This is a genomic window from Bradyrhizobium sp. ORS 278 (assembly GCF_000026145.1).
In the GTDB taxonomy this organism is placed as follows: Bacteria; Pseudomonadota; Alphaproteobacteria; order Rhizobiales; family Xanthobacteraceae; genus Bradyrhizobium.
Genome location: NC_009445.1, coordinates 4,437,605 through 4,452,175 on the forward strand (window position 1 = coordinate 4,437,605; position 14,571 = coordinate 4,452,175).

The following is a 14,571-nucleotide window of genomic DNA, read 5'->3' on the forward strand; positions in this document are numbered from 1 at the left end:
TGTTAGACGCTCGCGGCCCGGGAGGCCAGCCCCTCTGCCCCCCGAGTTCGCCTGCCTACCATGATCCTTCTCGATCCCCCAGGAATCACTTATGAATTTCCCATCTCCAGCCAGGATCGAGCGATGGGCCGCAGTGACCGGAACAAGGGCGCGGACAGCGCGAAGCCCGGCCCGAAAGCGCCGCCGCCGGTGTCGGCGGGCGTTCTGTACGAGGCCGGTCTGCAGCATCTCGGAAGCGGCCGTCTGCTCGACGCCCAGATGTGTTGCGAACAGGCGCTCGCGACCGACCCGAACCACGCCGACAGCCTCGCGCTGATGGGCATCATCGCCCTGCAGACCGGCCAGCACGACCATGCGGTGGCATGGTTCTCGCGTGCCATCCGGCAGAACCCGAAGATCGACTATCTCACCAGCCTCGGCTTCACGCTCAAGCAGATGGGCCGGCTCGATGACGCGCTCGCGGTGTTCGACAAGGCGATCCAGCTCAAGCCGGACGATGCCGAATTGTGGAAGCATATGGGCGGCGTGCTGCTCGCGCAGAATCGCGGTGCCGACGCGCTGCTGAGCTATCAGCATGCGCTGAAGATCAATCCCGCGCATCGGGAAGCGGCCTGGCAGTGCGGGCTGCTGCTGCAAGAGGGGCAGCGCGACGAAGAGGCGGTGCACGCGTTCACGCTGTGCCTTGCGCAGCAGCCGACCGATGTGCCCTCGTTGCAGATGCGCGCCAGATCCTTTCGGAGGCTGCGGCGCTACGACGACTGCCTCGCCGATTGTCAACGGGCCCGGACGCTGGCACCGGACGATCCGCTCACCTGCAACAATCTCGGCGACGCCTTCGTCTGTCTGCGCCGTTACGAAGAGGCGCTCGTCTGGTTCGACAGGGCGCTGGCGCTGCGGCCAGGCTTCGTCGACGTGCTGCTGAACAGGGGCTTTGCGCTGCTGCAACTGTTGCGCTTCGAGGAGGCTGCCACTGTCTACCGCGACATCCTCGCGCGCGAGCCCGACAATGCCAAGGCGGCCTGGCAGCTCGCACATGTCGAGCTGCAATGCGGCAACTACCAGGCAGGCTGGGCGCGACGCGAGGCGCGCTGGGCCATGCCCGATTTTTCGCCCGACTATCCGCGCTTCTCGCAGCCGAAATGGCTGGGGAGGGAGGATATCGCCGGCAGGACCATCCTGATCGAGGAGGATGAAGGCTTCGGCGACAACATCCAGTTCGCGCGCTATCTGCCGATGGTCGCGGCCCGCAGCGCCAAGGTGATCCTGGTGGTGCGCGAGCCGCTGCGACAGCTGATGGCAGGCGTCGAAGGCGTGTCGCAGTGCCTCGCCTTCACGCCGGATTTGCAGCGGCCGGCCTTCGACATGCATTGCCCGATCATGAGCCTGCCGCTCGCGTTCGGCACCACGCTCGAGACCATCCCGCCAGCCGGCTACCTGCCGCCTCTGCCGGCTGATCGTGTCGCAGCCTGGGAGCAGCGACTGGGATCGCACGACCGGCTGCGGGTCGGCCTCGTCTGGTCCGGTAACCCGCACCAGGCCAATGACAGCAACCGCTCGATGCCCCTGTCGACGCTGCTGCCGCTGCTCGAGGTCGAGGCGGACTTCATCAGCCTGCAGAAAGAGCTGCGGCCGGCCGACAAGGCGCTGCTCGCACAAGAGAGAAAAATCCGCGACGTCACCGCTGATCTCACCGATTTCGCCGAGACGGCGGCTCTCATGACCTGTCTCGACGTCGTCGTGACGGTCTGCACCAGCGCCGCGCATCTCGCCGCGACCCTGGGACGGCCGACCTGGATCATGCTGCCCTACCTCGCCGACTGGCGCTGGCTCCGGGATCGAGAGGATAGTCCGTGGTATCCGAGCGCGCGGCTGTTCCGGCAGGATGCCGGCCGCCGCTTTGAGCCGGTCGTCGCGCGCGTGCGGGGCGAGCTGGCGGCGAAGGCGGCGACTCTCATTCAGCCGCGCGTTTAAGTCGGACCGGGAAATAAGTCGTCGGTGCGTCCGCGAAGACGGTAGGCCACGAGCCCGACCCATTCGCGCACGGCGATGTCGGCACGACGAAGGCCTTGGAGCGAGACGCCGTCGAAGTCGAGCACGCGGCCGACCCGCCAGTCCACCGGATAAGGCTCGACCGGGAATCCCGCCTTCCGGAACAGTCCGACCGAGCGCGGCATGTGATAGGCCGAGGTCACCAGCAGCCAGCGCTCGCCCGGCTTGGGCGCGATCATCGCTTTCGAGAAGATCGCGTTCTCGTAGGTGTTGCGCGACTGCCGCTCGAGCAGCAGCCGCTGCTTGGCGACCCCCAGGCTTTCCAGGATCTCGGCGCCGACATCGGCCTCCTTGGCGTCCGTCGCGATCAGGTTGGCGCTTCCGCCCGTGAACAGGACGCGGGCATTCGGATAGCGCCGCGCCAGCACCGCCGCCTGGATCACCCGGTCTGCGCCGGCCACCGTCACCGGCATGCCGTATATCGCCGACAGATCGGAATCGACCGGACCGCCGAGCACGATGATGCCGTCCGGCGCCCCCTTGGCCGGATCCCATTTCGGAAACCGGCTCTCCAGCGGGTAGAGCATCAGACTGCCAAGCGGCGTCAGGCCGACGATCGCGAGCAGCAGCATCGCCGACGCCACGAGCCTGCGACCCAGCACGGCAAACCGCGTCAGCATCAGGATGGCGCCGAGGAGACCGAGCGCAATCATGAAATTGGTCGGCAGTGCCAGGAGGCCGAGCGTCTTGGACAGGACGAAGAACATTCCGGGCTCCGGCGCGGGGTGAGATCTTACGGCCGCCCTCATACACGAGAGCCGGCATGCGTTGCCATCTCTCTGCGAACGCCGTGTGATGCGCTATGCTCAGGCCCGAACCGGCACGAATGAGAGGATCATGGCCCATCATCACCTGCACGCCAGCCCCGAAACCTGTCACTGGGGCTTTTTCGAATCCCGCCTGAAGCCGGTTCTGACGATCGACAGCGGCGACGAGGTCACGATCGATTCGATCAGCGGCGGACCCGACGTGTTGCCGGATGCGAGCAAGTTCTACATTCCGCCGGAATTGCTGGAGGTCCACGCCAAATCCGAGCGCATGGTGCCCGGCCACATCCTGACGGGGCCCATCGCCGTGAAGGGTGCAGAGGTCGGCGACGTGCTGGAGGTCGACATCCTCGACGTCCAGCTGCGCCAGGACTGGGGCTACAATTTCATCCGCCCGCTGGCCGGCACACTGCCCGACGATTTCCACCAAACCCGGCTGATGAACATTCCGCTCGATCGCGAGCGCATGGTCGGCCGGATGCCGTGGGGGCTGGAGCTGCCGCTGGCGCCATTCTTCGGCGTCATGGGCACGGCGCCGCCGTCGGCCTGGGGCCGCATCACTTCGCTGATCCCGCGCGCGATGGGCGGCAATCTCGACAACAAGGAGCTGGGTGCCGGCGCGAAGCTGTATCTCCCGGTGTTCGTGCCGGGGGCGCTGTTCTCCTGCGGCGACGGCCACGGCGTGCAGGGCGACGGCGAGGTCTGCGTCACCGCGATCGAGACCGCGCTGCAGGGCCGCTTCCGCCTCACCGTGCGCAAGGACCTCAGTTTCGACTACCCCCGCGCCGAGACGCCGACGCATTACATGACGATGGCGATGGACCCCGATCTCGACCAGTGCGTGGTCAAGGCGCTGCGCGACATGATCGTGCTGCTCGGCGAGAAGCGTAATCTGTCGCGTGAGGATGCATATACGCTGTGCAGCCTGGCGGCGGATCTGCGCGTGACGCAGACGGTCAACGGCTCCAAGGGCATTCACTGCGTGATCGCGAAATCGGTCGTGCACGGCTGAGGCCCTTGCCGGTCCGGCCGCGGAAATCGCGTCGCAGTCGCATGTCACACCCCTGTCAATGGCCGTGAGGCAATTTGCACGGCCACATCGAGCATGGGGACGATACCGATGAGCGAACGCGAGACTACCGACGAGCGCGCGCTGCGCGAGCTGATCGACGAGGATTTCCGCGACAGCATGGACGAGGAGCTGGAGCTCGAGCTCGGCGACGACCAGTTCGACGAGTTTCGCCGGCTCGAGCTCGGCCATCAGGCGCATCCGAGCATGGACCGCCGGGTGTATTTCAAGGAGCTGTTCCGGCTGCAGGGCGAGCTGGTGAAGCTGCAGGACTGGGTTCAGCACAACAAGCTCAAGGTCGTGGTGCTGTTCGAGGGCCGCGATTCCGCCGGCAAGGGCGGCGCCATCAAGCGCATCACCCAGCGGCTCAACCCGCGCGTCTGCCGCGTGGCGGCGCTGCCGGCGCCGAACGAGCGCGAGCGCACGCAATGGTATTTCCAGCGCTATGCGACGCATCTGCCGGCCGGCGGCGAGATCGTGCTGTTCGACCGCTCCTGGTACAACCGCGCCGGTGTCGAGCGCGTGATGGGCTTCTGCACCGAGGACCAGGTCGAGGAGTTCTTCCGCTCGGTGCCGGAGTTCGAGCGCATGCTGGTGCGATCCGGCATCATCCTGATCAAGTACTGGTTCTCGATCACCGACGAGGAGCAGCAGTTCCGCTTCCTGATGCGCATCCACGATCCGCTCAAGCAGTGGAAGCTGAGCCCGATGGACGTGCAGGCGCGCAGCCGCTGGGAGCAGTACACCAAGGCCAAGGAGGAGATGCTGCACCGGACGCACATCCCGGAGGCGCCGTGGTGGGTGGTGGAGGCCGTCGACAAGAAGCGCGCGCGGCTGAACTGCATCTCGCATCTCCTCAGCCAGATCCCCTATGGCGAGGTGCAACACGAGCCGGTCGTCCTGCCCGAGCGCGTCCGCAGCCCGGACTATCGCCGCGAGCAGATCCCACCGGAGCTGTACGTGCCGTCGCTGTATTGAGGCGAACGACGCACGCTTTCTCCTCCGTGATTGCGAGCGAAGTGACGCAATCGAGAGTCCCGCTCACCACACTGGATTGCGTCGCTACGCTCGCAATGACGCGGGGAGATCGGTTCATGTCGTCTTCCTCCGTCGCGCTGCGCACCTTCAAGCAGCCTCCGCTGTCATCGCCCGGCTTGACCGGGCGATCCAGTATTCCAGAGACGCCGATGATCGGATCGAATGGCCGCGGCGTCCTGGATCGCCCGGTCAAGCGGGGCGATGACACCGAACAACCGGCCGGCACCTCGCATCAGTCGCACGCTTACAGTCCCGCGACATCTCTGCCCGGGTCATGCTGATCTTGTTCACCCTCGCAAATTCCGGAGGGCGCAGGGAAGGCCAGGCGTCGGCTGACGCCTGCGGCCCGCCTGCGAGAAAAAAATGCAGGCGGCAGGTACCACAGGTGCAGCCGGACAACGCCCGGCCCTCCCTGCGCGATGGTCTTCACGCTTATACGCAGTCTGCCTGGTGCGCCGGCTTGTTGGCCACCATTCGCAACAATGCTTGCGCATTGCGCGGGACACCAGCATCGGGGTGCCAGCACGCTGCGACTTCACGTCCGTGACCAAGCCGTTCGTCCGCGCATCCTCTCGGACACGCTGCGGCTCGATCGCGGCCATCGCTCCCCGCCTCGCGTGTCGTGACGATCGCGCGCTACGCCCCTACCGAGTGAGGTGGGATGCGCGCAGTAGAGCATGATTTTCGGAAAAGCGAAAGCGCTATTTTCTGAATTGTAGAAATCACCGTTCGGCGAACCGCCGCCGCAGCGCCGGCCGGGGCCCCGGTGCGTCGGGACCCATCGCAGGAGACGTTCGATCGGCTGTGGACCAGCCCTCGGAGGAGTGACGGTGGTTGCAGCGCGAATCCCCTCCACCGGCTCGTGCACCGTACCATTCCGGCCCCGGACTCGCGGACCGCGCGGAGAGTCACGGCCACGCGTCGACCGATTCGTCATATTTCTATAAAATTCAATATCTTAACCAGTTATCCCCAACCCGCTGTACAACCAATCGGATTCCTAATAGAGTCTAAAAAGTTACTTTTCTGTACACCGGTTACGGACTAGCTTTTAGGCATGGCGACGGAAAAAGCCGAGACTGACCGCATCCCCGTAACCCTGGCCCTGGCAACCATTGGCTATCTCGAAAAGCTCGTGAAACAGGGCACCCACGGCACCAGCGTTCCGGGTGTCTGCAGAACGTTGATTGAAGAAGGCATCCGGCTCGCCATCAAGGACGGGCTGCTGTCGATTCGCGACAACGGACGGGCTTAAACAGGGACATCAGCGAGCAGTTTCGGACGGCCGTCGGCCAGGACGATCCAGGACGGATCAAACTTGGAAGCGACACAATGCCCGCCGAACGACAGACCCAACCCACCTGGACCGAGGAACGCCTCCGGGCCCTGAAGCAGCACTTTGAAGCCGGGCTGACCTGCCGCGAGATCGCCGCCGAGCTCGGCGTCAGCCGCAATGCCGTGATCGGCAAGATCTCCCGCCTCGCGCTGACGCGCGACAATGGCGGCGACAGCCGGCGCGTGGTCCGCGCCGAAACCACGCGCGACGGCGCCCGCCGCCCGGTGCCGAAACTGCGCCGCCGCATCCTGCGCGCGGTGCCCAACGATCCGCCGCCGATCGTGATCGAGGAGCCGCCGGCCGGCCCGGTCGAGAACGGCTGCTCGCTGTTCGAACTCTCCAAGGAACGCTGCCGCTGGCCGATCTCGACTCCCGGCGCGGATGATTTCTGCTTCTGCGGCTCGAAGCCGATCGAGGGCCTGCCGTATTGTCCGAGCCACACGCGGATGGCGTATCGGGTGGCGTCGTCGCGGTAAGATCAGCTAACAACTAATTATTTGAAATACATCTCGCGCCGAGCGCACGGTGCCCCCTCTCCCCTTGCGGGCGAGGGTGGCTTCGATGCGCAGCATCGAAGCCGGGTGAGGGGTTTCTCTCGACACGGGCAGTGATGCTGCGGAAACAACCCCTCACCCGAGCGAGTATGACGCTGATGTCGGTGTAGCCCTCTCCCACAAGGGGAGAGGGCACAGTCGCTGGCACCGCGCAGCGTGCGGATTGCTCCAACTAACAGCAATCCCCTACCCCAGCTTCCACCCCGCCTCCTGCGCGAAGCGCTGGAAGAACTCCGGCTCGTAGGCCTGCTCCGGCGACTGGCGCACGCGCATGTCCAGGAGCTTGGCGTCTTCGCCGACGAGGATGCGCCATTGCTCGGCCTTGACGCCGTCGAGGATGATCTTCGCCGCCTGCGCCGCCGTCGTCGGCGCGTCCTCGAGGAAGCTGCGGGCGCGCTCGCGGGCGGCGTTCTGGATGTCCTGGTCGCTCATCGCTGAGACGTCGATGCCCATGCCCTTCATGCGCTGGCGGGCTAACGCGATCTCGGTCTCGCTGAGCTCATCGGATCCGCCGCCGCTTTGCACTTTCCGCGAGTTCGATACGATCGAGGTGCCGATATGACCGGGCATCACCACCGAGCATTTGATGTGCGGGGCGTTGAGGCGGAGGTCGTTGATCAGTGCCTCGGTGAAACCCTTCACCGCGAATTTCGCCGCGCTATAGGCGGTGTGCGAGACGCCCATGCCGACCGAGGCCCAGAAGCCGTTGACGCTCGACGTATTGACGATGTGCGCCTCGTCGGCCTTCAGCAGCATCGGCAGGAAGGTGCGGACGCCGAGATAGACGCCGCCCCAGCAGATGTTGAAGGTGCGCTCCCATTGCTCCCTGGAGTTGGTGAACAGGCTTCCGCCGCCGCCGATACCGGCATTGTTGAACAGGAGATGAATCCTGTCGGTGGCCTGCTGCTCGGCAAGCTCATCGCGGAAACGCTGCAGCTGCGCCTCGATCGAGACGTCGGCGACATGGGTGGTGACGCGCAGGCCCTGCGGCAGTCCTTCCGCCTCGCACAGCCGCTTGGTCTCGGCCATCGCCTCGGTCGAGACGTCGCACATCGCGACGTTGCAGCCCTCGGCGACGAGCTGGCGCGCGAGCTCGCGGCCCATGCCCGTGCCGCCCCCGGTGATCACAGCGGTCCTGCCGGCAAAATCCTTCATTGGGTCATCCTTCCCTGCTGCGGAACAGCCAAGGCCGCCCCGGCGACTTCCTCGTTCTCTTCGCGGAACGCGCGCGCAGCTTAGGGCGTTTGGCGGGCGAGACCAGAGCCGATGGCGGTGACCTGTGCTGCAATGCACGAGCAAACACATTCGCCTTGGGGTTGAACGGGGGTTGAACCCGCCGAGCCGTCGTCCGACTTATTCCACGGGGAGGCAGGCTCGAGGAGGTTCGCATGGCGTACCAACAGGGGCACTGGCAGAACGAGAGCTGGCGCGACACGATGGTCGATCCGGCTGCATCCGGCGACGGCGCCTATGTCACCGGCTGGACGATCTCAGGGCTCGCCGTGATCGGCACCATCGTCGCCGTCTGGCTGCTCGGCATCTGACCGGCGCGACGCGCATCATCATGACGAGACGGGCCGCGACAGGCGCGACCTGCATCGTATGCGCTGCCGTTTCCTCCGTCATTGCGAGATCTCCGTCCGCCGCGCACACAGGCTCACAACCGTGGTTCGCGAACATGCGGCTGCCCCTCCGGAGGCTCGCTTCTGGCGTCCCGACTGGCTGAACTCGTTGCATACAATTAAAGTCGATTGATTAAATCATGGGCTACATTTCGCCTCCGGGCTTCGCCGCCTATTTTGCGGTCAATCATAAAATCTCTATTCCTCAATGACTTACCTCCCCCGCGCATCCCAAGCCCCCTGGCACAAAGCTTGAAAAGCTCCTTCCTTGAGGCTCCGCCGTGCCGGTGTAGCCGAGATGACAGGGCGCGGGCCAGGGCTCGCCGAGGGAGCACACCAATGGACTTTGGCAGGATTTCACGACGGCATCTGTTGCAGGGTGGCGCGGCGCTGACGCTCGGCGCAGCCGCGGGCCTGCGGCCGGCCTTCGCGGCGGAGACGACGATCGGCTTCATCTATGTCGGCTCGCGCGACGACTACGGCTACAACCAGGCGCATGCGCAGGGCGCGGCGGCGCTGAAGAAGCTGCCCGGGCTGAAGGTGATCGAAGAGGAGAAGGTGCCGGAAACCGACGCAGTCGAGAAGACGATCGAGTCGATGATCAATCTCGACGGCGCCAGCCTGCTGTTCCCGACTTCATTCGGTTACTACAATCCGCACATGATCAAGATGGCCAACAAGTACCCGAAGCTGCGCTTCGAGCACTGCGGCGGCCTGTGGAGCGAGAAGGATCCGAAGAACGCCGGCTCCTATTTCGGCTACATCGACGAGGCGCAATATCTGTCCGGCATCGTTGCGGGCTACACCAGCAAGAGCGGCAAGCTCGGCTTCGTCGCCGCCAAGCCGATCCCGCAGGTACTGCGCAACATCAACGCCTTCACGCTCGGCGCGCAGCTCGCCAATCCCAAGGCGACCACGCAGGTGATCTTCACCGGCGACTGGTCGATGCCGGTCAAGGAAGCCGAGGCGACCAACAGCCTGATCGACCAGGGCGTCGACGTTCTCACCTGCCATGTCGACGGTCCGAAGACGATGGTCGAGAACGCGGCGCGCCGCGGCGCCTTCGTCACCGGCTATCACGTCAACCAGTCGCCGCTGGCGCCGAAGGCGTATCTCACCGGCGCCGAATGGAATTGGGAGGCGCTGTATCCGAAGTTCGTCAAGATGCTGGCCGCCGGCGAGAGCATTCCGAACTTCTATCGCGGCGGTCTCAAGGAAGAGCTGGTGAAGACGTCGCCTTATGGCGAGGCTGTCTCCGAGCAGGCGCGCAAGCATGCCGACGAGATCAAGGCCAAATTCCTCGGCGAGGGCTATACGATCTTCAAGGGCCCGATCAAGGACAACAAGGGCAACACCGTGATCACCGCAGGCACCGAGCGCGGTCAGAAGGATCCTGAGCTCGAGAAGATGGACTACCTGGTCGAGGGCGTGATCGGAGCGACGTCGTGACCACGGAGGCGGCCGATCCGGTTGATGCGGCCGCCATCGCGCCGGCCGCCGACGCAGGCTTTCTGCAGCGTTACGGCGCGAGCATTGAGTACATTCTCATTCCGGGCGCGGCGCTGGTCGCCGCGCTCCTGGTGTTCGGCCTCTTCGTCGCGCTGTACGGCAAGAACCCGCTCGATCTCTATTGGTACATGTATTACGGCGCGTTCGGCACCTGGTTCTCCTGGCAGAACACGCTGAGCCGTGCGGCCCCCTTGATCCTGACGGCGCTGTGCACCGCTTTGCCCGCGCAGCTAGGCATGGTGATCATCGGCGGCGAAGGCGCGCTGCTGATCGGCGCGCTCTCGGCGACATCCGTGGCACTCGCTCTCCAGGGCATGCCGCCGCTCCTGGTGCAGATCGCGATGGTGATCGCCGGCATGACCGGCGGCGGCGTGTGGATCCTGCTGTCCGGCGGACTGCGGCAGTATCGCGGGGTCAACGAGACCATCTCCAGCCTGCTGCTGGTCTACATCGCGCTCGCGATTCTCAACCATCTCGTCGAAGGCCCGATGCGCGATCCGGCCAGCCTCAACAAGCCGTCGACGCGCGAGATCGGCGCCGCCAACATGATCGGCACGATCCCGGGCACCGACGTGCATTGGGGCCTGGTGTTCGGTCTGATGCTGGCGATCGCGTCCTATGTGCTGATCTATCACACCACCTTCGGCTTCGCCGCGCGTGTCGCCGGCGGCAACATCCGCGCCGCCAAGATCGTCGGCCTCTCGGTCGGCAAGCTGATCCTCACCGTGTGCTTCCTCGCTGGTGCCTGCGCCGGATTGGCCGGCATGGTCGAGGTCGCGGCGGTGCAGGGCCGCACCAACGCCAATCTCGCGGTCGGCTATGGCTTCACCGGCATTCTGGTCGCGTTCCTGGCGCGGCAGAATCCGCTGGCGATCATTCCCGTGGCGATCCTGCTCGGCGGCATCAATGCGTCCGGTGGTCTCTTGCAGCGCCGGCTCGGTCTGCCCGATGCCTCGGTGCTGGTGCTGCAGGGTATCATCTTCATCTCGGTGCTGGCGAGCGACGCGCTCTACGGGCGCATCGGCTTCCTCAAGGGAAAGTCGTAGGACATGGCTGACGGCAACATCGGACTCTGGACCGTGCCGCTCGCGGTGCTCGGCGGCGCCATCCGCGTCTCCACGCCGTTCCTGTTTGTGAGCCTCGGCGAATGCATCACCGAGCGCTCCGGCCGCATCAATCTCGGCCTCGAGGGCACGCTGGTGATGGGCGCGATGAGCGCCTACGGCATCTCCTATCTCTCGGGCTCGCCATGGTTAGGGGTGCTCGCCGCCGGCCTGACCGGCGCGCTGCTGGGGGCGCTGCATGCCGGCATCTGCTCGCTGCCGCGGGTCAACGACGTCGCGGTCGGAATCTCTCTCATGCTGTTCGGCACCGGGCTGGCGTTCTTCCTCGGCAAGCCGCTGATCGAGCCGACCGCGGCGCGGCTGCCGGCGATCGATTTCGGCTGGTGGAGTGACGTGCCGCAGGTCCGCGCCGCGCTGCGCATCAATGTGCTGTTCCTGTTCGGCGTGATCATGGCGCCGGTGCTGTTCTGGGCGTTCAGGACAACGCGCTGGGGCCTGTTGATCCGCACCGCCGGCGAGAGCGCCGACGCGGCGCGCGCGATGGGCCATTCGGTGCTGATGATCCGCCTGCGCGCGACCATGGCCGGCGGCTTCCTCGCCGGCATCGGCGGCTCGTTCCTGTCGCTGTTCTATCCCGGCAGCTGGAACGAGGGCCTGTCATCAGGACAAGGCATCACCGCCGTCGCGCTGGTCATCTTCGCGCGCTGGGACCCGATGCTCTGCCTGTGGGCTTCGCTCGCCTTCGGCGGCGCCGCCGCGCTCGGACCCGCACTGCAATCGGTCGGCGTCACCTCGGGCTATCATCTGTTCAACGCCGCGCCCTACATCCTGACGCTTCTCATCATGATCATCACCTGCTCGCCGAAACGCACTCTCAGCGGCGCGCCGGCCGAGCTGTCGATCACGCGGTGATGTGAGTGCGCACGCTGAAGATGTTGGAGCAGGCGATCTTGCTGCGGCCATCCTTCGAGACGGCCGCCTGCGGCGGCCTCCTCAGGACGAGGACTGTTTCCGCGGCGAAGCACGGACCAGACCCTCATGGTGAGGAGCGTCGCCCTTGCGACGCGTCTCGAACCATGAGGCCCGAGACGGCGCCGCAACGCTAAATACCGATGGCCTCGAACTCTATTGGAGCCCACCCATGACCCAGCGCACAATCCGCTCCGAACCCTATGCCTGGCCCTACAACGGCGATCTGCGCCCCGAGAACACCGCGCTGATCGTGATCGACATGCAGACCGATTTCTGCGGTGTCGGCGGCTATGTCGACAAAATGGGCTACGACCTCTCGCTGACCCGCGCCCCGATCGAGCCGATCAAGAAGCTGCTCAGCGTAATGCGTGCGCAAGACTTCCTCATCATCCACACCCGCGAGGGCCATCGCACCGATCTGTCCGACCTGCCCGCCAACAAGCGCTGGCGCTCGCAGCAGATCGGCGCCGGCATTGGTGATCCCGGGCCGTGTGGCCGCATCCTGGTGCGCGGCGAGTCGGGCTGGGACATCATCCCGGATCTGGCGCCGCTGCCCGGCGAGACCGTCATCGACAAGCCCGGCAAGGGCTCGTTCTGCGCCACCGATCTCGAGCTGATCCTGCGCCTGAAAGGCATCCAGAACATCGTGCTCACGGGCATCACCACCGACGTCTGCGTCCACACCACGATGCGCGAGGGCAACGACCGCGGCTTCGAATGCGTGCTGCTGTCAGACTGCTGCGGCGCCACCGACAAGGGCAACCACGACCACGCGCTGAAGATGATCAAGATGCAGGGCGGCGTGTTCGGCGCCGTCGCGACCTCCTCCGCGCTGATCGAGGCGCTGTCGTGATCGGCGACGATCCGACGCCGACGGGCGCGTTCGGCGTCGAGGCCATCGCGATGACGATGCGCTTCGGCGCGTTCACCGCGCTCGACAATGTCGAGCTGAAAGTGCGCCCCGGCTCGTTCCACGCGCTGCTGGGTGAGAACGGCGCCGGCAAGTCGACCCTCGTCAAATGCATCATGGGCTACTACCGCCCGACCGAGGGCGACGTGCTGATCGCCGAGCGCGAGCGCGCGATCAGTAACCCCAAGGACGCCCACGCGCTCGGCCTGGGCATGGTCTATCAGCATTTCACCCTGGTGCCGGCAATGACCGTGGCCGAGAACCTCGTGCTGGCGCGTGACGACGTGCCGGCGGTGGTCAACTGGGCCAAGGAGAACCAGCAGCTTGAGGCGTTCCTGTCGCGCATGCCGTTCCGCGTGCCGCTGGATGCCAAGGTGTCCGCCATCTCCGCCGGCGAGCGGCAGAAATGCGAGATCCTCAAGCAGCTCTATCTCAAGCGCCGCTTCCTGATCCTGGACGAGCCGACCTCGGTGCTGACCCCGGGCGAGGCCGACGAGGTGCTGGGCATGCTGCGCAAGATGGTCGAGGCTGGCGAGCTGACCATCCTTATGATCACCCACAAATTCCGTGAGGTGATGGCATTCGCCGACGAGGTGACGATCCTCCGCCGCGGCAAGCTCGCCGGCAGCGGCAAGGTGTCCGAGCTCACGCCCGACGACATGGCGCGGATGATGATCGGCGCCGAGCAGCTCACGGTGCAGCCATCGCGCACCGGCGAAGCCGGCACGGTCAGGCTCGAGGTCGACAAGCTGGTGGCGCGCGACGATGCCGGTGGCCTCGCCGTGCACGACCTCTCGCTCACCGTGCGTGCCGGCGAGATCGTGGGTATTGCCGGTGTGTCCGGTAACGGTCAACGCCAACTCGTCGAAGTGCTCGCCGGCCAGCGCGAGGCCGAGAGCGGCGCCGTCCGCGTCTCCGGCGCGCCCTACGCCGCGAGCCGCGAGGAGATGCGCCGGCACAAGATGTCTCTGCTCCCCGAGGAGCCGCTGAAGAACGCCTGCGTCGGCGGCATGAGCGTCGCCGACAACATCGCGCTGCGCGAGTTCGACCGCGCGCCGTTTGCCAGCGGCGGCTGGTGGCTCAACAAGTCGGCGTTCCGCAAGGACGCCACCAGCAAGATCAACCGCTACAAGATCAAGACCCGCACACCGGATACGCCGATCTCGGCGCTGTCGGGCGGCAACGTGCAGCGCGCGGTGCTGGCGCGCGAGCTGGCCCACGACGTCGAGGTGCTGATCGCCGCCAATCCCTGCTTCGGCCTCGACTTCGCGGCGGTGGCGCAGATCCACGCCGAGATCATGGCCGCCCGCAACCGCGGCGCCGCGGTGCTGCTGGTCAGCGAGGACCTCGACGAGCTGCTGGAGCTGTCGGACCGCCTCGTCGTGATGTTTCACGGCCAGCTGGTGTACGAGACTCGCGCCGGCGAGGCCGACCTCACCGAGATCGGCCGGCATATGGCGGGACATTGAGCGCGCGGTCCGCATCCACCGACAATCGATACTCTCAGTCTGCCAAGCTGCTGATGGCGTAGTAGCTCTCTGCCCCACGTCATTGCGAGCGCAGCGAAGTAATCCAGAGTCCCGCACACCACCCTGGATTGCTTCGCTGCGCTCGCAATGACGGTGGGGAACGACCGAGTACAAAACTATGAGCACGTAGGGTGGGCAAAGGCGCCCTCCTC

General features: G+C 65.6%; 13 protein-coding genes. 11 read left to right on the plus strand and 2 right to left on the minus strand.

From position 1 onward, the window contains the following. Nucleotides 1–123 precede the first annotated feature (123 nt). Nucleotides 124–1,971 (plus strand): tetratricopeptide repeat protein, encoded by a 1,848-nt coding sequence (locus BRADO_RS19760; RefSeq protein WP_011927107.1) that lies wholly within the window; start codon nt 124–126, stop codon nt 1,969–1,971. Here the strand turns inward: BRADO_RS19760 and BRADO_RS19765 are convergent. After that, nucleotides 1,968–2,756, minus strand: a complete 789-nt coding sequence (locus tag BRADO_RS19765) for a YdcF family protein (RefSeq protein ID WP_011927108.1) — start codon at nt 2,754–2,756, stop codon at nt 1,968–1,970. The two genes, BRADO_RS19760 and BRADO_RS19765, sit on opposite strands and share 4 nt — an antisense overlap. A 130-nt stretch (nt 2,757–2,886) precedes the next feature. On the opposite strand from BRADO_RS19765, the gene BRADO_RS19770 reads away from it, so the two are divergent. From BRADO_RS19770 to BRADO_RS19785, 4 genes are all read left to right on the plus strand, one after another. Continuing rightward, complete coding sequence (locus BRADO_RS19770) at nt 2,887–3,828, plus strand: acetamidase/formamidase family protein (RefSeq protein ID WP_011927109.1); 942 nt, start codon at nt 2,887–2,889, stop codon at nt 3,826–3,828. A 108-nt stretch (nt 3,829–3,936) separates the two neighbouring features. Beyond that, a complete protein-coding gene (gene ppk2, locus BRADO_RS19775) occupies nt 3,937–4,863 on the plus strand; it encodes a polyphosphate kinase 2 (RefSeq protein ID WP_011927110.1) in 927 nt (308 codons plus the stop codon). Between the two features lie 1,117 nt (nt 4,864–5,980). Beyond that, complete coding sequence (locus tag BRADO_RS19780; protein WP_006614936.1) at nt 5,981–6,178, plus strand: hypothetical protein; 198 nt, start codon at nt 5,981–5,983, stop codon at nt 6,176–6,178. 77 nt (nt 6,179–6,255) lie between these two features. Beyond that, entirely contained in the window at nt 6,256–6,735 is a 480-nt protein-coding gene (locus tag BRADO_RS19785; RefSeq protein ID WP_011927111.1) for a GcrA family cell cycle regulator, read from the plus strand. Nucleotides 6,736–6,999: 264 nt separating this feature from the next. Here the strand turns inward: BRADO_RS19785 and BRADO_RS19790 are convergent, their stop codons facing one another. Then, nucleotides 7,000–7,968, minus strand: a complete 969-nt coding sequence (locus BRADO_RS19790) for an SDR family oxidoreductase (protein WP_041756741.1) — start codon at nt 7,966–7,968, stop codon at nt 7,000–7,002. Nucleotides 7,969–8,201: 233 nt separating this feature from the next. Here BRADO_RS19790 and BRADO_RS35470 point away from each other — a divergent pair, with 233 nt between their 5' ends. The 6 genes from BRADO_RS35470 (at nt 8,202) to BRADO_RS19815 (ending at nt 14,359) form a co-directional block, all read left to right on the plus strand. Continuing rightward, nucleotides 8,202–8,357: a hypothetical protein gene (locus BRADO_RS35470; RefSeq protein WP_011927113.1), complete on the plus strand. Its 156-nt coding sequence runs from the start codon at nt 8,202–8,204 to the stop codon at nt 8,355–8,357. A gap of 417 nt (nt 8,358–8,774) precedes the next feature. Then, nucleotides 8,775–9,884 carry a BMP family ABC transporter substrate-binding protein gene (locus BRADO_RS19795; protein ID WP_011927114.1) on the plus strand — a complete coding sequence of 370 codons (1,110 nt, stop codon included), beginning with the start codon at nt 8,775–8,777 and terminating at the stop codon, nt 9,882–9,884. Beyond that, nucleotides 9,881–10,990, plus strand: a complete 1,110-nt coding sequence (locus BRADO_RS19800; protein ID WP_011927115.1) for an ABC transporter permease — start codon at nt 9,881–9,883, stop codon at nt 10,988–10,990. Before BRADO_RS19795 ends, BRADO_RS19800 begins: the two co-directional genes overlap by 4 nt. Before the next feature lie 3 nt (nt 10,991–10,993). After that, complete coding sequence (locus BRADO_RS19805) at nt 10,994–11,920, plus strand: ABC transporter permease (RefSeq protein ID WP_011927116.1); 927 nt, start codon at nt 10,994–10,996, stop codon at nt 11,918–11,920. 229 nt (nt 11,921–12,149) lie between these two features. Next, the gene (locus tag BRADO_RS19810) at nt 12,150–12,833 is read left to right on the plus strand and encodes a cysteine hydrolase family protein (protein ID WP_011927117.1); all 684 of its coding nucleotides are present in this window, start codon (nt 12,150–12,152) and stop codon (nt 12,831–12,833) included. A 50-nt stretch (nt 12,834–12,883) separates the two neighbouring features. Then, on the plus strand, nt 12,884–14,359 hold the full coding sequence (locus tag BRADO_RS19815) for an ABC transporter ATP-binding protein (RefSeq protein WP_085972889.1): 1,476 nt from the start codon (nt 12,884–12,886) through the stop codon (nt 14,357–14,359). Nucleotides 14,360–14,571: the final 212 nt, after the last annotated feature.